The following is a 21,152-nucleotide window of genomic DNA, read 5'->3' on the forward strand; positions in this document are numbered from 1 at the left end:
ACGGCGGGGCCCCCCCCCTCGGTGTCCCGGTGGTCCAGCCCCTCCCGTCGCCCGGCCACCTCGTTGCGCGTCCTGGTGCCGCGCGTTCGCGGCACGGCGTCCGCCGTGCCGCCCCGGGCGTCAGAACTGGACGTCGGTGCAGGAGTAGAAGGCGTTCCCGGTGTCGGCGATCGTCCAGACCGAGACCACGACCTGGTGGCCGGTGCGCCCGCTCGGGACGGTCGCGGTGTGGCTGAGCGTGCTGGGCACCTGCTTCCCGCCGTACGGGGCGATCAGGAAGGGCGTCAGGTCCAGGCTGTCCCGGGTGACGGGCTGGCTCGCGTCGTAGCCCGGCTTGGTCAGGTAGTACCGGAAGTCGGTGGTCGCGTGCCGGGCGGTGAACGTCCAGGTGAAGGTGAGCTGCTGCCCCGCCGTCACCGCGGTGGTCGGCCAGGCGCCGCCGTGCGGGTCGTCCAGCTCGGCGAAGCGGGAGTTGCCGCCGGCGCAGATGGTGCCGTCGGCGGGCCCGGCGTTCGGAAAGCCCTTGGGGCCCTCGACGCTCTGCGGCTCCCACTGGATGTCGCCGCAGTCCCACGACACCCCGCCCGCTCCGCAGAGCGCGGCCCTGCTGGGCGGCGTCGAGATGTACCCGTGGGACTGCGCCGGGACGGCGAGGGTGAGCGGCACCGCGAGCGCGGCGACCACCGCCCCGACGATGTGACGTGTGCGCATGATGCTCCTCCGTGGGGGTGGATGGAGAGTGCGCCGGGACGCAGACGCGCGCGCGTGGGGGTGCGGCGGCCGGGACGGGGAGATCCTTGGCATGCCTGCGGCAGTCCGGCGCCCTCACCGTAGGAGCGGACTCCGCCACCCGTCAATGGTCTGAACCACTATTGGGACGAGCCCGGATCCGACCGCCGAATCCGACCTCAACTCGACGTCCGCACAGGCCGGTTGAACGACGAAGGCCCCGCCCCCGGCGAACCGGGAGGCGGGGCCGTGTCGGCAAGTGGCTTACTTCTTGCCCTGGTTCTTGACCGCCTCGATGGCCGCGGCGGCGGCGTCGGCGTCGAGGTAGCGGCCGCCCTTGGTGACGGGCTTGAAGTCGGCGTCGAGCTCGTACACGAGCGGGATGCCGGTCGGGATGTTCAGGCCCGCGATGGCCTCGTCGGAGATGCCGTCGAGGTGCTTGACCAGCGCGCGCAGGCTGTTGCCGTGGGCGGTGACCAGGACGGTCTTGCCGGCGGCGAGGTCCGGGACGATGGCGTCGTACCAGTACGGGAGCATCCGGTCGACGACGTCCTTCAGGCACTCGGTGCGCGGACGCAGCTCGCTCGGGATGTCCGCGTAGCGGGCGTCACCGGCCTGCGAGTACTCGGCGTCATCGGCCAGCACCGGCGGCGGGGTGTCGTACGAGCGACGCCACAGCTGGAACTGCTCCTCGCCGAACTCGGCCAGGGTCTGGGCCTTGTCCTTGCCCTGGAGCGCACCGTAGTGTCGCTCGTTCAGGCGCCAGCTGCGGCTGACCGGGATCCAGTGGCGGTCGGCCTTGTCCAGGGCGATCTGCGAGGTGCGGATCGCACGGCGGAGCAGCGAGGTGTGCAGCACGTCCGGGAACAGGCCCTCGGCGGCCAGGAGCTCGCCACCGCGCGCGGCCTCCTTCTCGCCCTTCTCGTTGAGGTCGACGTCGACCCAACCGGTGAACAGGTTCTTCTGGTTCCACTGGCTCTCGCCGTGGCGGAGCAGGATGAGTCGGTACGTCGTGTCAGCCATGGCCCCCAGCTTAGTGGAGGCAGGAAAAGCGCTGGTCCGGACCTACGGCAGATGTGTAATGTGTGCACCGCCTATCTGACACTTACATACGTCGGCTGACCGGACCTGCCCGTGCCGCTCGGCGGACGCCTGCCCCGGGAGCCCCCCACATGCCCGTCGCCCTGTTCACCAACCCCCGGATCCGAAGGCTGATACAGGAGACGGTGGGCGGGCTACCACGGGAATTCTGGTGGCTCTGGGTGAGCACGCTGGTGAACAAGCTGGGCGCTTTCGTGCTCACCTTCCTCGCGCTCTACCTGACCACCAACCGGGGGTACTCGGCCTCCTACGCGGGCCTGGTGGCCTCCCTCTACGGCCTCGGCTCGGCGGTCGCCGCGATCGGCGCCGGCGTGCTGACCGACCGGATCGGCCGACGCCCGACCCTGGTCGCCGCCCAGCTCGGCACCGCGCTGTTCACCGCCGTCCTCGGCTTCACGGACGGCCAGGTGGCGATCGCCACGGTGGCCTTCCTGGTCGGCCTCTGCAACAACGCCACCCGGCCCGCGACCTCGGCGATCATCGCCGACCTCGTCCCGGCCGAGGACCGGGTCCGCGCGTACTCGCTGAACTACTGGGCGATCAACATCGGCTTCGGCCTCTCCGCCGCCGTGGCCGGCCTGATCGCCACCCACGGCTACCTCACGCTCTTCCTGCTCGACGCGCTCTCCACGCTGGTGTGCGCGGTGGTGATCTTCATCCGGATCCCCGAGACCAAGCCGCAGGAGTCACCCCGGCACGGGAAGGGGGCGGCCGAGCCGGCGGTCGGCCTCGGCGCGGTGTTCCGGGACGGGCGGTTCATGGCCGTCGTCGGGCTCAACCTGCTGCTCGCCCTGATCCTCCAGCAGGGCAGCACCACCCTGGCCGTCGACATGGGCGCCGCGGGCATCAGCTCCACCGAGTACGGGCTGGTCATCGGCCTGAACGGGCTGCTGATCGTGGTGCTCCAGATCCCGCTCACCCGGTGGATGGAGACCCGCTCCCGGACCGCCATGCTGATAGCCAGCTGCCTGATCACGGGCTGGGGCTTCGGGCTGGCGGCGCTGGCCGGGTCGTCCGCGTGGTTGTTCGCCCTCTCGGTGGCGGTCTGGACGGTCGGCGAGGTCCTGAACGCGCCGACCATCATGGGCCTGGTCGCCGAACTGGCGCCGACCCACGCGCGCGGCCGCTACCAGGGCGTCTACTCGCTCTCCTGGTCGCTCGCCTCGTTCCTCGGCCCGGCGATCGGCGGTCTGCTGCTGCAGTACGCCGGCTCCGCGGTGCTCTGGGTCGTGTGCGGGGTCTGCGGCACGGTCGCGGCGGCCGGGCACGTGGTGCTCGGGCGGCGCACGGACGCGACGGCGGGCCGCGCCGGGGCGGTGACGGAGGTCGCGGTGCCGGAGGCCGCAGTGACCGAGGTCGCGGTGCCGGAGGTCGCGGTGACCGAGGTGACGGTGACGGAGGAGACGGTGCCCGCTGCCGAGGAGAAGGCTCCGGCGGGCATCTGAAGGCGCCCACCCCGCTGCCGGGTCAGTCGGCCGCCGGGGCGGCCAGGTGGGCGAAGGCGGCCAGGTTGCGGGTGGACTCCCCGCGCTTGGTCCGCCACTCCCACTCGCGCCGGATCGCCGAGGCGAAGCCCAGCTCCAGCAGGGTGTTGAACGGCTCGTCGGCGTTCTCCAGCACCGTCCCGAGCAGCCGGTCCACGGCGTCCGGGGTGAGCGCCTCCAGGGGCAGGCGGCCGGCCAGGTAGACGTCGCCGAGCGGGTCGATCGCGTACGCGACGCCGTACAGCCGGGTATTGCGCTCCAGCAGCCAGCGGTAGACGGCCTCGTGGTTCTCGTCCGGTCGGCGGATCACGAAGGCGTTCACCGACAGGGTGTGGTCGCCGACCCGCAGCGCGCAGGCGGTGCTCAGCTTGCGGGTGCCCGGGAGCGTCACCACCAGCGTGTACGGGTCGGTGGCGGCGGGCTCCCAGGCCGCTCCGGCGTCGTCCAGGGCGGTGCGCAGGAGGGTCAGGGCCTCGTCCTTGGTGCGGGTTGCCATGGGGGTGACGTTACTCGGCGGTACCGGGGGCGCGCACCAGCGGTGCGGGCCCCCGGCCGCCGCAGTCGGGCCGCAGCCGACTCGTGGTCCGGCCGCATCAGGCCCCGGTCAGGCCCCGGTCAGGCCAGCCGCCGCCGGGCGGCGGCCAAACGGCCGGCCGGGCGGGCCAGGCTGGCGGCGTACACCTCGGCGGTGCCGGCCGCGGCGGTGTCCCAGCCGAAGCCGGCCGCGTGCCGGGCCGCCGCCGCGCCGCGCCGGGCGACCAGAGCCCGGTCGGTGACGTACGGCTCCAGCGCGTGCGCCCAGGCCACCGGGTCGTGGCCGTGCACCAGCGTGCCCGTCTCGCCGTCCCGCACCGCGACCGGCAGGCCGCCGACCGAGGCCGCAACCACCGGGGTGCCGCAGGCCTGCGCCTCCAGCGCGACCAGCCCGAAGGACTCGCTGTACGAGGGCATCACCAGTGCCGTCGCCGCGCGGTACCACTGCGCGAGCTCGGCCTGGCCGACCGGCGGGTGGAACCGCACCACGTCGCTGATGCCCAGTTGGGCGGCGAGCTTGTGCAGGCTCTCCGGCCGGGCCAGTCCGGTGCCGGACGGACCGCCGACCACCGGCACCAGCAGGTGCTCGCGCAGCCCCGGGCGGCGCGCCAGCAGCTCGGCGACCGCCCGCAGCAGCACGTCCGGAGCCTTCAGCGGCTGGATCCGGCCCGCGAAGAGCAGCACCGCCGCGTCCTGCGGCAGGCCCAGCCGGGCCCGGGCGGCGGCCCGCTCCGACGCCCCGCCGGGGCGGAAGACGTCCAGGTTGACGCCGGGGTGGACGACGGCCAGCTGGTCCGGCCGGGCGGCGTAGTGCAGCGCCAGCTCGGCGGCCTCCTCGGTGGTGTTGGCGATCAGCCGGTCGGCCGCCTCGACCACCTGGGTCTCGCCGATCACCCGGGCCGCGGGCTCGGGCGTGTCCCCCTCGGCCAGCGCGGCGTTCTTGACCTTCGCCATGGTGTGCATGGTGTGCACCAGCGGCACCCCCCAGCGCTGCGCGGCCAGCCAGCCGACCTGCCCGGAGAGCCAGTAGTGCGAGTGCACCAGGTCGTAGTGGCCGGGGCGGTGGCCCGCCTCCGTCCGCAGCACCCCGTGGGTGAAGGCGCACAGCTGGGCGGGCAGGTCCTCCTTCAGCAGGCCCTCGTACGGGCCGGCGGTGACGTGCCGGACCAGCACGCCGGGGGCCAGCTCGACGGTGGGGGCGTCGTCCGAGCAGATCGCCCGGGTGAACACCTCGACCTCGATGTTGAGCGCGGCCAGGCGCTTGGCCAGCTCGACGATGTAGACGTTCATCCCGCCGGCGTCCCCCGTGCCGGGCTGGTGCAGCGGCGAGGTGTGGACACTCAGCATCGCTATCCGGCGCGGGCGGCGGCGGCCCGGGACGAGCGACTGGAGCCGGCCCCGCGCGGGCGCGGCGGGCTGGGCACGGCGTACCGAACGGACGGGGTGCTGGATCACCTGGCTGAAGCCTCCTCTGTGCGGCCCGTCTCGGCGGCCCGCGCACGGGCCGCCCGCTGTCCGGTGTGCGCTGCCCCGTCCCGGGCACACATCACCACCAGACAGCCAACCACCCGGCCCGCGTCCGGCATTCCCGCTCCGGCGGACGAGATGCCGGACGGGATGACGTCCCAGGTCACAGCGGTGCCGACGCGGACCCGACTACCCTTCCAGGCATGGCTGCCTCCTTCGACTCCGCGACCGCACCCGCCCGTGGGCGGACCGGACGGCCGGTGGGGACGGTCACCCGGGGCACCACCAACACCAATCGGCTGCGGCGGATGGACCGCTGGATCGCCCACACCCTCGGCCGCACGCTGCGCGCCGGCGGGCGCCCGCCGGTGGCGGTCGACCTCGGCTACGGCGCCGCGCCGTGGACGGCCGTCGAACTGGCCGGGCGGCTGCGCACGGTGCGCCCGGACGTCCGGGTGGTCGGGATCGAGATCGAGCCGGAGCGGGTCGCGGCCGCGCTGCCGTACGCCGAACCGCCGCTGCTCACCTTCCGGCGCGGCGGCTTCGAGGTCCCGCTGGACGGCGGCGCGCCGGCCCAGCTGATCCGGGCCGCCAACGTGCTGCGGCAGTACGACGAGTCGGCGGTGGCCGGGGTCTGGGAGCGGCTCTGCGCCCGGCTGGCCCCGGACGGGCTGCTGGTGGAGGGCACCTGCGACGAGATCGGGCGGCGGCACGTCTGGGTCGCGCTCGGCCCGGAAGGGCCCCGGACAGTGACCTTCGCGGCCCGGCTGGGCGGCCTCGGCCAGCCCTCCGACCTCGCCGAACGGCTGCCGAAGGCGCTGATCCACCACAACGTGCCGGGCCGGCCGGTGCACGCCTTCCTGGCCGACTTCGACCGGGCCTGGGCGGCGGCCGCGCCGTACGGGGCGTTCGGGGCGCGGCAGCGCTGGGTGGCGGCCTGCACGGCGCTGGCGGGCGACTGGCCGCTGGTGGACGCGCGCGGGCGGTGGCGGCAGGGCGAGGTCACGGTGCCGTGGAGCGCGCTCGCGCCGTAGCGGTTCGCGCGGCCGGGGTCGCCGGCCCGGCACGGACCGGGGCCGGTGCGGGTGAGCGACCCGCCGCATTCACTCGAACGAGTTATCGAATACCACTGGCGTGTTGACGCCCCATCACGTCACCATGGACGCCGCCGGACGACCCGCCCGTACGCCGTCGCCGCCCGGCGCCACGGCGTCCACCTGCGGCCCCCGACATCACCCTCGACCAGGGTGATCCGCGTCACCATCGCCCGTCCCCTTTCCTTCCCCGCCAACGCGGGGATCCCAGCCGTCGTCCGAGTCAGATCACCGCACCGCCACCGGCGTGGCAAAAACCACAACGACGCCGGTCGGCCAGAGAAATCCCCGGAGATCACGTTATGGTCGCGAGAAGTTCCCCGGCGCACGGTGCCAGGCGGGCACTGCGGACGGGCGCTGACCGTTACGCACTCGGGGAAAGGGAGGAACCACCGATGCCCGCAACGGGAGACGGGCGGGCACCTGGTGCCACGAGCCTGTCGGGCGCCCAGGCCGGCGCCCCCGTTGACCATGCCCGCAACCGCCCGTCCCTGACCGGCCCGACGCCGGCCGGCCCGGTGACGGCCGCTCCCCCGATACCGCACCCCCGGCCCCAGAGCGGACGCACCTCGGCCCCCGCCGCCGCGACCGCAGCCGCCAGCAGCACCGCGCCGCTCAAACTGCTGGTGATCGAGGACGACGCCTCCGACGCCCAGCTGATCAAAGCGGCGGTCGCCGACAGCGGCACCTCGATCGAGATCCACTGGGCCCGCGGGCTGGAACAGGCCACCGAACTGCTCGCCGTGTCCCCGTCCGGCAGTCGGCGCGGGCGCTCCCGCGGCAGCGATTTCAGCTGCGTGCTGCTCGACCTCGCCGCACCCGCCGACCTGCCGCACCCGTCCGACGACTCCGACGGCCTCGAAGGCCTGCACGAACTGCTCCGCCGCGCCCCGCACACCGCGGTCGTGGTGCTCACCGACGCGGCCGGCGCCGAACTGGGCGCGGCCGCCGTCGCCGCGGGCGCCCAGGACTTCCTGATCAAGCACGCGACGGACGGCCCGCTACTGGGCCGCGCCCTGCGCTACGCCGTCGAGCGCAAGCGCGCCGACGAGTCGCAGCGCCGCCTCGTCGAGGCCGAGCTGCGCGGCCAGGAGAACGCCCGCCTCCAACGCCACCTGCTGCCCACCCCGCTGCTCGACGGCGCGGGCCTCTCCTTCACCCGGCGCTACCGCCCGGGCCGCCGCCGCGCCCTGCTCGGCGGCGACTTCTACGACGCCGTCCGCACCGACGACGGCACCGTCCACGTCGTGATCGGCGACGTCTGCGGCCACGGCCCGGACGAGGCCGCGCTCGGCGTCGCCCTCCGGATAGCGTGGCGCACCCTCGTCTTCGCGGGCCTCACCGGCGAGGCCCTGCTGACCACCCTCCAGCACGTGCTGGAACACGAGCGGCGCAGCGACGAGATCTTCGCGACGCTCTGCATGCTCGTCATCGAGCCGGGCGGCGCCAGCGGCGGCCTCGACTCGCTCGGCGCCGGCGAGCCTGCCCGGCTCTACCTCGCCGGGCACCCGGCGCCGCTGCTGCTCGGCCGCGACCACCAGCCGGTCACCCTGCCCGCCGACCTCGCCGGTCCGGCGCTCGGCCTGCTGCCGTGCCACGACGGGCAGGCCGCGTGGCCCGCCCAGCAGCTCGAACTGCAGCCCGGCTGGCGGTTGTTGCTCTACACCGACGGGCTGATCGAGGGCCGGGTCGGGGCCGGCTCCCGCCGCCTCGGACAGGACGGGCTGGCCGACCTCATCGGCGACCACCAGTCCGCCGGGCTCACCCGGGGCCGGCTCGTCGACAGCGCCATCGCCGAGGTCGAGGAGCTGAACGGCGGCGCGCTGACGGACGACGTCGCGGTGCTGCTGCTGGAACGCAACCCGATGCAGCTGATCCTCGGCTGAGCCGGCCGGAGCCGACTGGAGCCGGGTACGGCGAGGCCCGGGCGGGTGAACTCCCCGCCCGGGCCTCGCCGTTGCCTGATCGTTGCCCGATCGCCGTCCGATCGCGCGGCCTACCAGGGGCCGTACGGACCGGTGTTGCTGCGGCCGCCACGGCCGCCACCACCGGTCAGCTCCCGGATCGCCGGGCGCACGTCCACCATGTAGACGATCGACGCGACCAGCCCGGCGAGCGTCCCGATGCCGGTGAAGAAGTTCACCCCGAACAGCAGGTCCCAGCCGAAGGCGATCGCCAGGATCGCCAGCCAGAACGGCTTGGTCTTCTTGTCCGCCGCCCGGTAGGCGTCCTCACGGCGGGTGACCGCGTCGCCCAGGGCGAACAGCTTGAAGCCCAGGATGGCGACGGACAGCCACCAGATCGGGTTCAGATAGGCCAAGTCCAGAATCTGGGCCACTCCGCCCATCACGCTCTCCTCTGTCTCTCGCCTCCGGCGCTCCGGCCACCGCCCATCCTGGCACGGTCGACCGTCCGCTCTCCTGCCAACGTCCTGCGGTCACCGGATGTGCCCCGTCCGGCGGCCCTTCCCTCACTCCGCGCGGTCGGTGGTCTTCCGGGCGCGGGCGGCCCTCTTCGGGGCGGGCCGGGTGTCGGCGGCCGAGGTGTCGGCGGCCAGGGGGTCGGTGGCCAGGGTGTCGATGTCGTCCTCGACCAGCTCGGCCTCGACCGGCTCGGATGCCCTGGCGAGCTCCGATTCCTCGGCCGGCTGCCCCGGCCCGGCGGGCGCGCCCGGGCGGGCCCGGTCCACCACGACCTTGCCGCGCTCGGCCAGCTCGTCGTACGTCTCCTTGGCCTTCACCGCCAGCTCGACCGCGCGGCCGACCTGCTGGAGGGCGAAGCCCTGTGCCCGCTCCTGCAAGGTCCGCAGGTCGACGGGGAGCGTCGTGACGGTCTCGGTGACCTTGGCCTGCGCCTCGGCCAGCTTCGTCTGCGCCTCCTGGAACCGGGCGGTGGCCTTCTCCTGCGCGCCCTTGCGGTCCGCGGTGAGCGCCTCCACCCGGCCCGGCACCTCGCGCAGCTTCTCGTACGCGAGATCCCCGGCGCCGGCGATGGCGTACAGCGGGGTCGGGTCGCTGAGGGTCTTCTTGATCTCGTCGGTGATCGGCATGCTTACCGGTCCTCCCGGTGGGTGTTCTGGGTGGCTGAGCCGTCGGTCGTCGGGCCGGAGGCTGGTGGAACGCCGGTGTCGGTACCGGCCGCGGGCGGCCGCTCGGCCACCGCGCCCCGCTGGACGGCGTTCTCCTTCAGGAAGGCGTCGTAGACCGCGAGCAACGCCTGCTTCTGCTGCTCGTTGATCAGCGGATCGGCCAGGATCGAGGCCCGCAGCTCCAGGCCCTCACCGCGCCGCTCCTCCAGGATCCCGGCCTGGACGTACAGCGTCTCCGCCGAGATCCGCAGCGCCTTCGCGATCTGCTGCAGGATCTCCGCGCTCGGCTTGCGCAACCCGCGCTCGATCTGGCTGAGGTACGGGTTCGACACGCCTGCGGCCTCCGCCAGCTGGCGCAGTGAGTACTGCGCGTTCCGGCGCTGCTCGCGGATGTACTCGCCCAGCGAGCCGACGTTCAGTGAGGCCATACCCGCAGACTGCAACATCCTGCTTGCAGATGCAAGCAGGATGCTAACCACAGCAAACGGCGGGCGGGCTCAGCCGAGGTCGGGGACGCGGACCGGCATCAGGAGCGAGAAGGTGCCCTCCCGGCCCGGCGTGCGAATCGCCAAGGGGGCGATCGGGCCGCCGAGTTCGAGCACCAGCTGCTCGGGGCGGCCGACCCGCAGGGCGTCCAGCAGGAAGTCGCGGTTGACCGCCACCCTCAGGTCTCCGGACGTGGATTCGGGGCCGGGCTCGGCACCGGCCACCGCCAGGCGGCCGTCCGCCGTAAGGGTGAGGACGGTGACCGCGCAGTCCGCGCCGTTCGGGCCGGAGGGCAGGGTGCGGGTGGCGCCGGTCTCGACGGCGCCGCGCAGTTCGGCGGCGGACAGGTCGATCCGGTGCTCCGGTTCGAGCCGGGTCAGCACCCGGTGGTCAGGGTAGTCGAAGTCCAGGGCGGCGCCCTCGATCCGGTGGCCGCCGGTCTCGGCCCGGACCAGGCCGCCGCCGAGGGTCAGCGCGACCTCGGCCTCGGCGTCGGCCGCGCCGAGCAGCGCACGCAGGGCGTCGACCAGGGCGGTGGGGACGATCGTGCCGCCGTCCGGCCGGTCGGGCGCCGTGGTGGCGGGCACCTCGGCGAGCGCCATCCGGTAGCGGTCGGTGGCGACCAGGCGCAGCACCGGGCCGTCCGGTTCGAACAGCACCCCGGCGAGCGCCGGCGTTCCGGGGTCGCCGCCGACGGCGAAGCGGACCACGTCCAGTGCGGCGGCCAGTTCCTCGGCCGAAACGGTGAAGCGGACTTCGGCGGGGGTGGTGGTCATCGGTTGCTCCCTCTGGTCGGTCATCACGCGGATCAGGGAGAGCTCGCGGCGGGCGTCGGCGAGGCCCTCCTCCAGTCGGCGCAGGTGCGCGTCGAGCACCCGCGCGGCCGTGCCGGAGCCGGGCGCCGCGCCGAGCACGGCGCGGATGCCGGCCAGCGGCAGGCCGACCCGGCGCAGCCGGGCCAGCAGCCGGGCGTCGGCGAGTTGGCCGGGCCGGTACCAGCGGTAGCCCGTCTGCGGGTCGACCCAGGCGGGGGTGAGCACCTCGGCGCCGTCGTAGTAGCGCAGGGTGCCGACGCCCAGGCCGCTGGCGCGGGCCAGCTCGCCGATGCTGTGCAGCTCGCTCTCCATGCCGGTGACTCTGCGGGCTCGACCAGGTCGAGGGTCAAGCCCGGCCGGCGAGGTGGGCGAGCTTCGACGGGTTGCGGACGATGCGCAGCTCGGCGATCCGGGGCCGTCCGTCGGGCCCCTCGACGAAGTCGAACACCGAGACGGCGTCGATCGCGCCGTCCTGGGTGACCAGCAGCCCGGGCTGGCCGTTGACCAGGACCGGCCGGAGCTCGACGCCCTCGCCCAGCTGGCCGAGCACCCCGAGCAGGAAGCGGGCGACGTTGTCGGCGCCGGTGACCGGGCGCAGCGCGGCGCGGACCACGCCGCCGCCGTCGGTCCAGGAGGTGACGTCGGGGGCGAGCAGGTCCAGCATCCGGTTGAGGTCGCCGCCGACGCAGGCCGCGAGGAACTCGTCGGTGGCGCGGCGGCGCAGCTCCGGCGGGGCGTCGTAGCGCGGCCGGCGGGCCCGGACGTGCGCCTTGGCCCGGCTGCCGACCTGCCGGCAGGCGGCCTCGGTGCGCTCCAGCGCCTCGGCGATCTCCCGGTAGGAGAAGCCGAAGGCCTCCTTGAGGACGAAGACGGCCCGCTCCAGCGGGGACAGGCTCTCCAGCACCACCAGCAGGGCGAACGAGACCGTCTCGGCGCGCTCGACGTCGGCGGTCGCGTCCGGCTCGGCGACCAGCGGCTCGGGCAGCCAGGGGCCGACGTAGGCCTCGCGGCGGACGGCGGCCGAGTCGAGCCGGTTGAGCGCGAGGTTGGTGACCGTCCGGGCCAGGTAGCCGCCCAGGTTGGCGACCGGGCCGGTGACCCCGCTCCAGCGCAGCCAGGTGTCCTGGACCAGGTCCTCGGCGTCGGCGACGCTGCCGAGCATCCGGTAGGCGATACCGAAGATCATCCGGCGGTGCCGCTCAAAGTCGTCGAGGGCGGGGTCGGCGAGGGTGTCGGTCACCGCTCCGACGCTACCGCACGGGCGGCGGCGGGCCGAGGCCTCGTCAGCCGCGGAACGCCTCGTACGCGGGGGCGAGCAGGGTGGCTAGGTCGCGGCCGCGCACGGTGACGCCGGAGCGGCCGAGGCGGCGCAGCGAGGGCTCGTCGGGCTCCTCCTCGGGCCCGGGCGGGGCCGGGCGCAGGGTGAAGCCGCCGCCCCAGTAGGCGGCGACGTTCACGGCGGCGACGTTCACGGCGGGGGCGTTCACGGGTTGGGCGTTACCGGGTTGGGCGTCCCCGGCCGGGGCGTTTCCCGGCGGGACGGGGGCAGGGTGGCCGGGTGTCATGCGTCCTCCTCGGCGACGGCGTCCTCACGGGTGAGCGCGACCAGTTCACGCAGCGCCTCGACCGGCAGGTCGGTGAGCCAGCGCTCCCCCTCCCCCACCACCGCTGCGGCCAACGAGCGTTTGGCGGCGAGGAGTTCGTCGATCCGCTCCTCGACGGTGCCGACGCAGACCAGTCGGCGGACCTGGACGTCCCGGCGCTGGCCGATCCGGAACGCGCGGTCCGTGGCCTGCTCCTCGACCGCCGGGTTCCACCAGCGGTCCAGGTGGATCACCTGGTTGGCGGCGGTCAGGTTGAGGCCGGTGCCGCCGGCCCGCAGCGAGAGCAGGAACACCCTTGGCCCGTCCGGGGACTGGAAGCGCTCGACCATCTCCTCACGGCGGGCCCGGGGGACGCCGCCGTGCAGGTAGAGCACCTCCTCGCCGAGCCGGCGGGCCAGGTACGGGCGGAGCATCGTGCCGAACTCGGCGTACTGGGTGAAGACCAGCGTCCGGTCGCCCTCGGCCAGCGCCTCCTCCAGCAGCTCCGCCAGCCGGGCCACCTTGCCCGAGCGCTCGCCCAACGCCGAGCCGTCGTGCAGCAGTTGGGCCGGATGGTTGCACACCTGCTTGAGCTTGCCGATCGCGGCCAGCACGGTGCCGCGCCGCTCCACACCCCGGATCCCCTCGACCCGCTGCAGCAGGTCGGCCACCACGGCCTGGTAGAGGCCCGCCTGCTCGGCGGTGAGGCTGCACCAGACGGTCATCTCCTGCTTGGCCGGCAGCTCGGCGGCCACCGCCGGGTCGGACTTGAGCCGGCGCAGCACGAACGGGGCGGTACGGCGCTGGAGTTCGGCGGTGCGCTCGGGGCTGCGGTGCAGTTCGACCGGGATCGCGTAGCGCTCCTTGAAACGCTCGGCCGGGCCGAGCAGCCCGGGGTTGGCGAAGTCCAGGACGGCGTGCAGTTCGGCGAGCCGGTTCTCCACCGGGGTGCCGGTCAGGGCGATCCGGTGGCGGGTGACGGGCAGCGCACGGACGGCCCGGGACTGGGCGGTACCGGCGTTCTTGACGTACTGCGCCTCGTCGGCGACCACCCGGCGCCAGCGGATCGCCCGCAGCGCGGCGAGGTCGCGCTGGACCAGCCCGTAGGTGGTGATGACGAGGTCCACGCCCCGTACGGCGTCGGCGAGTTGGTCGGCGCCGAGGCGGCCGGAGCCGTGGTGGACGTGGCGCCGCAGGGCGGGGGCGAAGCGCTCGGCCTCGCGCTGCCAGTTGCCGACCAGGGACATCGGGCAGACCAGCAGGGTGGGGCCGACCGCCCCCTCGGCCTGCTCGGTGGCCAACAGGGCGAGGGTCTGGACGGTCTTGCCGAGGCCCATGTCGTCGGCCAGCACGGCCCCGAGGCCGAGCCCGGCCATCGCCCGCAGCCAGGCCAGGCCGCGCTCCTGGTAGGGGCGCAGGGTGGCCCGGAAGTCGGGCGGCAGCGCGGGGGCGGGGGCCGGAGCGGCGCGCCCGGCCAGCAGGTCGCCGAGCGGGCCGTCCGCGCGGACGGCGGTGACGGGCAGCCCGGCGACGGTCGCCTCCGGGTCGAGGGCCAGCCGCAGCAGGTCGGCGGTGGCCAGCACGCCGTCGCGCCGGTCGGCGAGGAAGGCGAGCGCGGCGGCGATCTGCTCCGGGTCGGCCTCCAGCCAGGTGCCGCGCACCCGAACCAACCCCTGCTTGGCGGCGGCGAGTTCGGCCAGTTCCTGCTCGGTGAGTGGCGCCCCCTCCGGGCCGAGCGCGGCCTGCCAGCGGAAGGCGACCACGGCGTCCCGGTCCACCTGGGAGGCGACGGCGAGCGTGCCCGGCGCGGGCGGGGTGGTGGCCCGCAGGGCGAGCCCGAGCCTGGGCCGGCGGCGCCACCAGGCGGGCAGCAGCACGCCGAAGCCGCCCTCGGCGAGGGCGGGCGCGGCGGTGCGCAGGAAGTCCAGCGCGCCGGCCCGGTCGAGCGGCAGGGCGGCCGGGCGGGAGCGGTGCCGCAGGCCGTCCAGGGCCGGCCAGCGGTGGGCGGCGCGGGCCAGCTCGGCGACCAGGACGTCGGCCGGGTCCGGCGCCTTGCGGGCCAGCGCGGCGTGGGCGGCGCCGCCTTCGTGCAGGTCGGCGGCGCGGACCAGCAGGGAGGGCTCGTCGACGGCCTGGAGCAGGAACTCCAGCTGCCAGGCGTCGTCGGAGGGCCGGCCCTCGGGGTCGTCCGGGTCGGGCCCGAGCGGCTCCAGCAGGCGGAAGCAGAGCCGGAGGACGGGCGCGGTGGGCTCGGCGGCGGCGTACCAGGCGGCGAGTCGGCGGCGCAGTTCGGCGAAGCCCTCGGACCGGACGTCCGTGAGGCCGCCGTCCGGGGTGGTCAGGGCGTGCAGCCAGCGTTCGGCGGCGGCCCCCACCGCGGCGGCCGTCGTGGGAGCGGTCCCCACCGCAGCGGCCGTCGTGGCGTCGGCTGGAGCGCCACCGGTTCGGGCGTCGCCGGTTCGGGCACCGCCGGTCCGGGTGTCGCCCGGGCCCAGCGGGGGCGTGCCGGCCAGGGCGGCCCGGGCCTCGGTGTCCACCAGTGCGCCCAGCGCGGCGTCCAGCAGGGCCTCGCCGGTGCCGGCGCCGGCCGCCGGCCACTCCCCCAGCAGGACGGGCGGGCAGCCGTCCGCCAGTGCGGCGGCCTCCCGGCGGCCCGCCGGGGTGGGGTCGGGCCGCCAGCGGGCCTGCGGGCAGCCGTCCGCCAGGACGGGCAGCGGCAGCACCCGGCCCCGGCCGACCGTTCGCCAGGCGAGGTCGTGCACGCCGGTCAGCCAGCGCAGCGAGGGGCCCTGGACGACCTCGACGCGCCCGGTGCCGGGCAGATCGGTGCTGGTGACGGCCCAGTGCGGGTCGAAGACCTCGCCGAGCAGTTGGGCGGCCGCCCCGGTGTCGAAGAGCAGCGCGGGGACGCGCCAGGGCGCCAGGACGGCCGCGCCCCGGACCGGGGTGACCGGCAGGTCGGGCGAGGGCGCGGGCAGGGCGCCGGTGGTGGGCAGCAGCAGGGTGGCCCAGCGCTCGGGGGCCTGGCCGGCGAGCCAGCCGAGGCCGGGCCCGATGCCGCCGAGGACGGCGGCGAGTTCGCCGGCCGGGCAGGCGTAGGGGTGGGCGCGCGGGGCCGCCCGGTCGGGGCGGGGTTCCACGGTGCCCGGGTGGGCGCGGGCGTCCTCGGCCCACAGGGCCAGCCGTCCGCCCGCCCGCCAGAGCGCGTGCAGGACGAACATGCGGGAGGCCTTCCGGTCGGCGGAACCGTCCTTCGCAGCCTAACCGGGCGGTCCGACAGTGCCGCTCCGCCAAGTCTTTCGCGAAACGCCGACGGCTGTGGTTGAAATTTGAACGAAAGCGGCCTACGCTGGAGCCAACAAGTTGAAGCCTAAACAAATGGCTTCGGACCCGAGGAGGAGCCATGGGCCTGTTCAACCGCACCAAGACCGCCACCCCCACCGCCGTCGCCGTCGCCGAGACCCCGACCGGCCCGGACCTCGCCCACCTGACCGGCGACTGGACCATCGACACCACGCACAGCGAGGTCGCCTTCTCGGTGCGCCACGCCATGGTGACGAACGTCAAGGGCCGCTTCACCGAGTACGACGGCAAGCTGCACCTGGACGGCAGCACCCCGGGCAACTCCTCCGCCGACCTGGTGATCAAGGTCGCCAGCATCGACACCAACCAGGCCCAGCGCGACGAGCACCTGCGCACCGGCGACTTCTTCGCCGCCGACACCTACCCGGAGATCCGCTTCCGCAGCACCTCGGCCGAGCGGCTGCGCGGCGACACGTACCGGATGAGCGGCGAGCTGACCATCAAGGACACCACCCGCCCGGTGGTCCTGGACCTGGAGTACACCGGCAGCGCCACCGACGCCTACGGCGCCGAGCGGGTCGGCTTCGAGGGCAGCACCGTCCTCGACCGCACCGAGTTCGGCCTGACCTACAACGCGGCCCTGGAGACCGGCGGCGTGCTGATCAGCGAGAAGGTCAAGCTCAGCTTCGACATCTCCGCCGTCAAGGCGGCCTGACCCGGCCGTCCACGACTGCCACCCGGGCCACCGGACCCGCCGCGCGGCCCGGTCCGCCCACCCGCCGCCCGGCCCGGTCCGCCCACCCGCCGCCCCTGCCGACCCCCGACGGCAGGGGCGGTGTCGCGTCCCGGCGGCCCCCGTCACCCGGCCCTCACCCGGCCGCGGCACTTGGCCCGGTCACCCGAGCAGCGCCGCGTCCGCCGCCGGCAGCCAGCTGCCCGCCGGCCGCCGCAGCCAGCCCTCGGCCGCACCGAGCCCGGCGGCCGCGGCGCCCAGTGCGGCCAGCCCCGGGTGGCGCTCACCGGGCCGGTGCACCAGGCTGACCAGGCTCAGCGGCACCGGCTCCACCAGCGGCACGGTCACCGCCCCCGGAATCCTCGGCCCGCCGACGGTGGTCAGCATCGGATCGCCGTGCCGGGCCAGGTAACGGGCCGTCTCGTCCAAACCCACCGGCGGCACGTACGGCGCGGCCGGCGTCAGGCCGTGCTCGCGCAGCAGGCGGACGCCGAGGTCGGCCCACTCGGTGGTGGCCGGGTTGCCGGCGCAGACGTCGACGGGGTGCCCGGTCAGCTCGGCGACGCGCAGCACCGGACGGCCGGCCAGCGGGTGGGTGTCCGCCATCATCACCGAGATCCGGTCCAACCGGACCGGCCGCTGGGCGAGTTGGCCGCGCAGCGGGGCGGGCAGTCCGGCGAACCGGCCGAAGGACACGTCCAGCCGGTGGGCCAGCAGTTCGGCGGCGGCCGCGGCGAGGCCGCCGTGGAAGCGGGCCAGCAGTTCGCCCTCCGGCCAGGCGGCGCGGGCGCGTTCGAGCACCCGGTCAGCGGTGAGGTCCGGGCCGGTCACGTCGCTGTTGAGGTCCACCAGCAGCGGCCGGGCCGCGGCGCCCGCCAGGATCTCGTCGTGCAGGGCGAGGAGCCGGCGCGCCCGGGGCAGCAACCGCAGCCCGGCCGGGGTGAGTTCGACACTGCGGGTGGTGCGGGTGAACAGCGCGTCGCCGAGCAGCCCTTCCAAGGTCCGGATGTCCCGGCTGAGCGCCTGCTGGGCGACGTGCAGCCGCCCGGCGGCCCGGCCGAAGTGCAGGCTCTCGGCGGCCGCGACGAAGCCGCGGAGCAGACGGGGGTGCAGGTCACGGGGCATGGGCGGCAGATTAACAACAACCTGCTGTGAATGCGGCGGAACAGGTGTTGGACCGCCGCCCGGCACCGACGGAGGCTGATGGGCGTCCCCCTCACTCTCCCCAGGAGCCCGATGCCCTCGCGCGCCCTCCTCACCTCCTACCGGCGGCTGTTCGCGGCCCCCGGCGCCGCCGCCTTCACCCTCGCCGGGCTGCTCGGCCGGCTCGCGCTGTCGATGAACGGCGTCTCGCTGGTCGTCCTGCTCGCCGAACGGCGCGGCTCGTACGCGCTGGCCGGCACCGTCTCGGCCGTCGGGCTGATCACCGGCGCGATCGGGATGCCGCTGCTCGGGCGGCTGGTGGACCGGTACGGGCAGGCTCGGGTGACCGTACCGGCCGCGCTCTACAACGCCGCCCCGCTCGCCGCCCTGCTGCTCTGCCTCCGGCTCGGCGCACCCGACTGGACGCTCTACGCCTGCTGGGCGGCCTGCGCGGCCGCGCCCAACCTCGGCGGCATGGCCCGGGCCCGCTGGGCACACCTGTACCGGGCCGACCCGGCCGCCCGGCACCTGGCCAACTCCCTCGAACAGGCCCTGGACGAGCTCTGCTTCATGGCCGGGCCCGTCCTCGCGATGACGCTCTGCACGGCGGTCGCCCCGGAGGCCGGGCTGCTCGCCGCCGGGGCGCTCGGCACCACCGGCGCCCTGCTGTTCGCGGCCCAGCGGCGCACCGAACCACCGTTGCCCGCCCGCTCGGAGGGCGACCGCCACGGCTCGCCGCTGCGGGTGCCCGGGCTGCGGGTGCTGCTGCTCGCCTTCCTCGCCACCGGCGTCGTCTTCGGCTCGACCGAGATCACCACCGTGGCGTACGCCGACGCGCTCGGGCACAAGGCGGCGGCGGGCGCGCTGCTGGCCCTGGTCGCGGGCGGATCCTGCCTGGCCGGGCTGGTGTTCGGGCTGCTGACGCCGCGTCGGTCACCCGGAGTGCGCTTCCTGTCCGGGGCCGCGGCGATGGCCGGGGGGCTGCTGCTGCCGCTCGCAGCCGGACTCGGCGGGGCCGGGCTCGGCCTGCTCGGGGTCGCGCTGTTCGCGGCCGGCACGGCCACCGCGCCGACCATGGTGACCGGGATGACGCTGGTCCAGGAACTGCTGCCGGGGCGGCAGTTCAACGAGGGGATGGCAATCGCGGTGTCCGGCATCGTGGTCGGCATCTCGGGCGGCGCGGCGCTCGCCGGCGCGGTCGCCGAGCACGCCGCCCCCGGCACCGGCTACGCCCTGCCGGCCTGCGCCGCCGCGCTCGCCCTGCTGATCGCCCTGGCCGGGCGGCGGCACCTGCGGGCCGCCGGGGCCCCGGCGGAAAGTGCCGAGCGGACTGTCAGTACCTCGGTCTAGCGTTCGGGGCATGGCGGAAATCACCTATGTCCGAGGCGATGCCACCGCGCCGCAGGGCAAGGGCGTGAAGGTGATCGCGCACGTCTGCAACGACCTCGGCGGCTGGGGCAAGGGCTTCGTGCTCGCGCTGTCCAGACGCTGGCCCGAGCCCGAGGCCGCGTTCCGACGCTGGCACCGGGAGCGGGCGGGGAACGACTTCGGGCTCGGCGCCCTGCAGTTGGTGCAGGTCGAGCCGTACGTCTGGGTGGCCAACCTGGTCGGCCAGCGCGGCATCCGGACGGGGCGTTCCACCGGGGTGCCGGTCCGGTACGAGGCGATCGACACCGCGCTGGCCGCGCTGGGCGACCACGCGCGGGAGCTCGGCGCCTCCGTCCACATGCCGCGGATCGGCTGCGGGCTGGCCGGTGGGCGCTGGGAGCGGGTCGAACCGCTGGTGTCCGCGCGACTGGTGGAGCGGGGGGTGCCGGTGACGGTCTACGACGTCGGCTGAGCCTGCACCGCCTGCGCAGGCACTGTCTGCGCAGGCACCGCCTGCGCCGCGAGGCTCTCGGCGGGCCAGCTGTACACGTACTCGGGCAGCACGTACCCGCCCGGGAACACGCCCTCCTGCACCCGCGTCCGCACACCGCCCTCGCGCTCGTAGAAGGCGATCGCGCGGATGTTGTCGCGCAGCACCTCCAGGTACAGCTCGGCCCCGGGGTGCCGCTCGACGACGTGGGCGCGGGCTGCGGCGAACAGTGCGCGGCCGATGCCGCCGCCGGTCCGGCCGGGGCGGACGTGCAGGTTGTCGACCAGTACCCGGGCGTCCGGCTGCGGGACAAGGTAGATGAACCCGACCGTCTCCCCGGCCTGGTCGGCGATCAGCAGTTCCGGCTCGGCGGCCGGATCGCCGTAGTCGACGGTCAGCCGCAGCTCCCACAGCTCGCGCCGCTGGACGGGCAGGCCGTCGCCGAGTGCGTCCGCGGGGACGATCCCGCGGTAGGCGGTGCTCCAGCTGCGGGCGTGCAGGTCGGCGACGGCCGCGGCGTCCTGCGCTCCGCCGCGCCGGATGGTGGTCTGCACGGGACTGATCATGTGACGAGCCTCCCACAGATTGGAGTTGAACATGTTCAAGCGAAACCTCTACAGTGCTCACATCATTTTGAACGCGTTCGAAATGGCGGGGGTGGTGGATGTGGCACCGAGCACGGAGGGGACGCCCGGTGCCGCGTCCACCGACACGGGTTGGAGCTTCGTCTCCGGTTAGGCTCGTGCCCGTGGACGACCTGGCAGCGACGAACCGAACGGACGGCACGAGCGGTGCGGCCGCGACCCCGGCCGACACCCCGGCCGACACCCCGACCGACCCTGCAGCCGACACCGCGACCGACCCCGCGACCGCACCCGGTGCCGACAGCGGGCCCGGCACCGACAGCGGGCCCATGCCCGGCGGTCGGGCGCAGCCGAAGACCGACAAGAGCGAGCAGACCCGGGCGCTGATCCTGGAGACCGCGATGCGGCTCTTCCAGGAGCGCGGCTACGAGAAGACCACCATGCGCGCGATCGCCACCGAGGCGGGCGTCTCGGTCGGCAATGCTTACTATTATTTTTCGGCGAAGGAATTCCTAATTCAGGGATTCTATGACCGAATGACGTACGACCATGCGGCGGAGGCCAGGAATCGCATGGCCAATACGCGGAACTTTGCCGAGCGCCTGGAAATCGCGCTGACCTCCTGGCTCGACACGGCCGCGCCGTACCACGAGTTCGCCGCCCAGTTCTTCCGCACCGCTGCCGACCCGACCAGCTCGCTGAGCCCGTTCTCCAACGAGTCCCACCCGGCCCGGGCGACCGCCGTGGAACTGTTCCGCGACGTGCTGCAGGGCTCGGAGCTGGCGCCCAAGCTGGATGCCGAGCTGGGAGAGTTGCTGCCCGACGTGCTCTGGCTGCACCTGATGGTCGTGGTGCTCTACTGGGTTTTCGACCGGACCGAGGACACCGAGCGGACACGGGAATTCGTCCGCCGGTCCACCCCCATGGCGGCCCGGGTGATCAACCTCTCGCGTTATCGGGTATTCCGCCCGATCGTCCGCGATGCCAAGGGCCTCATCCAGGACTTCATCCTGCCGACCATCGGGAAAACCGCCGTCAAGTAGCCCGCCCGAGGGCAGCTCGGACGCGTCGGGGGGGGGGGGGGCCCGGGGGGCGAGCGGGCGCCGGCGGGACGGCGCCGCGCATGCGGCGGGGGGGTGCTCGGGTGCGG

At 74.6% G+C, this 21,152-nt stretch carries 20 protein-coding genes; 7 read left to right on the forward strand and 13 right to left on the reverse strand.

Features of this window, described 5'->3' with window-relative positions:
* Window positions 1–120 precede the first annotated feature (120 nt).
* Entirely contained in the window at window positions 121–711 is a 591-nt protein-coding gene (locus ACFV6D_RS23480) for a lytic polysaccharide monooxygenase (RefSeq protein ID WP_363375136.1), read from the reverse strand.
* A gap of 282 nt (window positions 712–993) precedes the next feature.
* Entirely contained in the window at window positions 994–1,752 is a 759-nt protein-coding gene (locus ACFV6D_RS23485; RefSeq protein WP_063348789.1) for a phosphoglyceromutase, read from the reverse strand.
* Window positions 1,753–1,901: 149 nt separating this feature from the next.
* On the opposite strand from ACFV6D_RS23485, the gene ACFV6D_RS23490 reads away from it, so the two are divergent.
* Entirely contained in the window at window positions 1,902–3,275 is a 1,374-nt protein-coding gene (locus ACFV6D_RS23490) for an MDR family MFS transporter (protein ID WP_380561019.1), read from the forward strand.
* Between the two features lie 22 nt (window positions 3,276–3,297).
* On the opposite strand, the gene ACFV6D_RS23495 is transcribed toward ACFV6D_RS23490, so the two are convergent.
* Together ACFV6D_RS23495 and mshA are read right to left on the reverse strand one after the other, a co-directional pair.
* Complete coding sequence (locus ACFV6D_RS23495) at window positions 3,298–3,810, reverse strand: YbjN domain-containing protein (RefSeq protein WP_363375114.1); 513 nt, start codon at window positions 3,808–3,810, stop codon at window positions 3,298–3,300.
* A gap of 119 nt (window positions 3,811–3,929) precedes the next feature.
* A complete protein-coding gene (mshA, locus tag ACFV6D_RS23500) occupies window positions 3,930–5,300 on the reverse strand; it encodes a D-inositol-3-phosphate glycosyltransferase (protein ID WP_380561027.1) in 1,371 nt (456 codons plus the stop codon).
* Between the two features lie 218 nt (window positions 5,301–5,518).
* Between mshA and ACFV6D_RS23505 the strand changes: the two genes are divergently transcribed.
* A complete protein-coding gene (locus tag ACFV6D_RS23505) occupies window positions 5,519–6,349 on the forward strand; it encodes a hypothetical protein (RefSeq protein WP_063348785.1) in 831 nt (276 codons plus the stop codon).
* A gap of 455 nt (window positions 6,350–6,804) precedes the next feature.
* Window positions 6,805–8,295, forward strand: coding sequence for a PP2C family protein-serine/threonine phosphatase (locus ACFV6D_RS23510; protein ID WP_063348784.1), 1,491 nt, complete (start codon window positions 6,805–6,807; stop codon window positions 8,293–8,295).
* 110 nt (window positions 8,296–8,405) lie between these two features.
* Here the strand turns inward: ACFV6D_RS23510 and ACFV6D_RS23515 are convergent, their stop codons facing one another.
* From ACFV6D_RS23515 to ACFV6D_RS23545, 7 genes are all read right to left on the reverse strand, one after another.
* Entirely contained in the window at window positions 8,406–8,756 is a 351-nt protein-coding gene (locus ACFV6D_RS23515) for a DUF2516 family protein (RefSeq protein ID WP_063348783.1), read from the reverse strand.
* Between the two features lie 123 nt (window positions 8,757–8,879).
* Window positions 8,880–9,458, reverse strand: coding sequence for a hypothetical protein (locus ACFV6D_RS23520; RefSeq protein WP_380427128.1), 579 nt, complete (start codon window positions 9,456–9,458; stop codon window positions 8,880–8,882).
* A gap of 2 nt (window positions 9,459–9,460) precedes the next feature.
* The gene (locus tag ACFV6D_RS23525) at window positions 9,461–9,925 is read right to left on the reverse strand and encodes a helix-turn-helix domain-containing protein (protein ID WP_079135790.1); all 465 of its coding nucleotides are present in this window, start codon (window positions 9,923–9,925) and stop codon (window positions 9,461–9,463) included.
* 69 nt (window positions 9,926–9,994) lie between these two features.
* Window positions 9,995–11,110 (reverse strand): MerR family transcriptional regulator, encoded by a 1,116-nt coding sequence (locus ACFV6D_RS23530; protein ID WP_380561020.1) that lies wholly within the window; start codon window positions 11,108–11,110, stop codon window positions 9,995–9,997.
* Window positions 11,111–11,144: 34 nt separating this feature from the next.
* Window positions 11,145–11,984 (reverse strand): RNA polymerase sigma-70 factor, encoded by an 840-nt coding sequence (locus ACFV6D_RS23535; RefSeq protein ID WP_380561028.1) that lies wholly within the window; start codon window positions 11,982–11,984, stop codon window positions 11,145–11,147.
* 97 nt (window positions 11,985–12,081) lie between these two features.
* Window positions 12,082–12,285, reverse strand: a complete 204-nt coding sequence (locus ACFV6D_RS23540; protein ID WP_380561021.1) for a hypothetical protein — start codon at window positions 12,283–12,285, stop codon at window positions 12,082–12,084.
* 74 nt (window positions 12,286–12,359) lie between these two features.
* A complete protein-coding gene (locus ACFV6D_RS23545) occupies window positions 12,360–15,602 on the reverse strand; it encodes an SNF2-related protein (RefSeq protein WP_380561022.1) in 3,243 nt (1,080 codons plus the stop codon).
* A 182-nt stretch (window positions 15,603–15,784) separates the two neighbouring features.
* Here ACFV6D_RS23545 and ACFV6D_RS23550 point away from each other — a divergent pair, with 182 nt between their 5' ends.
* Window positions 15,785–16,399 (forward strand): YceI family protein, encoded by a 615-nt coding sequence (locus ACFV6D_RS23550; RefSeq protein WP_063348776.1) that lies wholly within the window; start codon window positions 15,785–15,787, stop codon window positions 16,397–16,399.
* A 180-nt stretch (window positions 16,400–16,579) separates the two neighbouring features.
* Here the strand turns inward: ACFV6D_RS23550 and ACFV6D_RS23555 are convergent, their stop codons facing one another.
* Entirely contained in the window at window positions 16,580–17,542 is a 963-nt protein-coding gene (locus ACFV6D_RS23555; RefSeq protein ID WP_380561023.1) for a LysR family transcriptional regulator, read from the reverse strand.
* 111 nt (window positions 17,543–17,653) lie between these two features.
* On the opposite strand from ACFV6D_RS23555, the gene ACFV6D_RS23560 reads away from it, so the two are divergent.
* Together ACFV6D_RS23560 and ACFV6D_RS23565 are read left to right on the forward strand one after the other, a co-directional pair.
* On the forward strand, window positions 17,654–18,910 hold the full coding sequence (locus tag ACFV6D_RS23560) for an MFS transporter (RefSeq protein WP_380561024.1): 1,257 nt from the start codon (window positions 17,654–17,656) through the stop codon (window positions 18,908–18,910).
* Between the two features lie 10 nt (window positions 18,911–18,920).
* On the forward strand, window positions 18,921–19,400 hold the full coding sequence (locus ACFV6D_RS23565) for a macro domain-containing protein (RefSeq protein WP_380561025.1): 480 nt from the start codon (window positions 18,921–18,923) through the stop codon (window positions 19,398–19,400).
* On the opposite strand, the gene ACFV6D_RS23570 is transcribed toward ACFV6D_RS23565, so the two are convergent.
* The gene (locus ACFV6D_RS23570; RefSeq protein ID WP_380561026.1) at window positions 19,385–19,972 is read right to left on the reverse strand and encodes a GNAT family N-acetyltransferase; all 588 of its coding nucleotides are present in this window, start codon (window positions 19,970–19,972) and stop codon (window positions 19,385–19,387) included. The two genes, ACFV6D_RS23565 and ACFV6D_RS23570, sit on opposite strands and share 16 nt — an antisense overlap.
* Window positions 19,973–20,166: 194 nt before the next feature.
* Between ACFV6D_RS23570 and ACFV6D_RS23575 the strand changes: the two genes are divergently transcribed.
* A complete protein-coding gene (locus ACFV6D_RS23575; protein WP_380378064.1) occupies window positions 20,167–21,045 on the forward strand; it encodes a TetR family transcriptional regulator in 879 nt (292 codons plus the stop codon).
* Window positions 21,046–21,152 lie beyond the last annotated feature (107 nt).

This window comes from Kitasatospora sp. NPDC059812, assembly GCF_042732075.1.
GTDB lineage: Bacteria > Actinomycetota > Actinomycetes > Streptomycetales > Streptomycetaceae > Kitasatospora.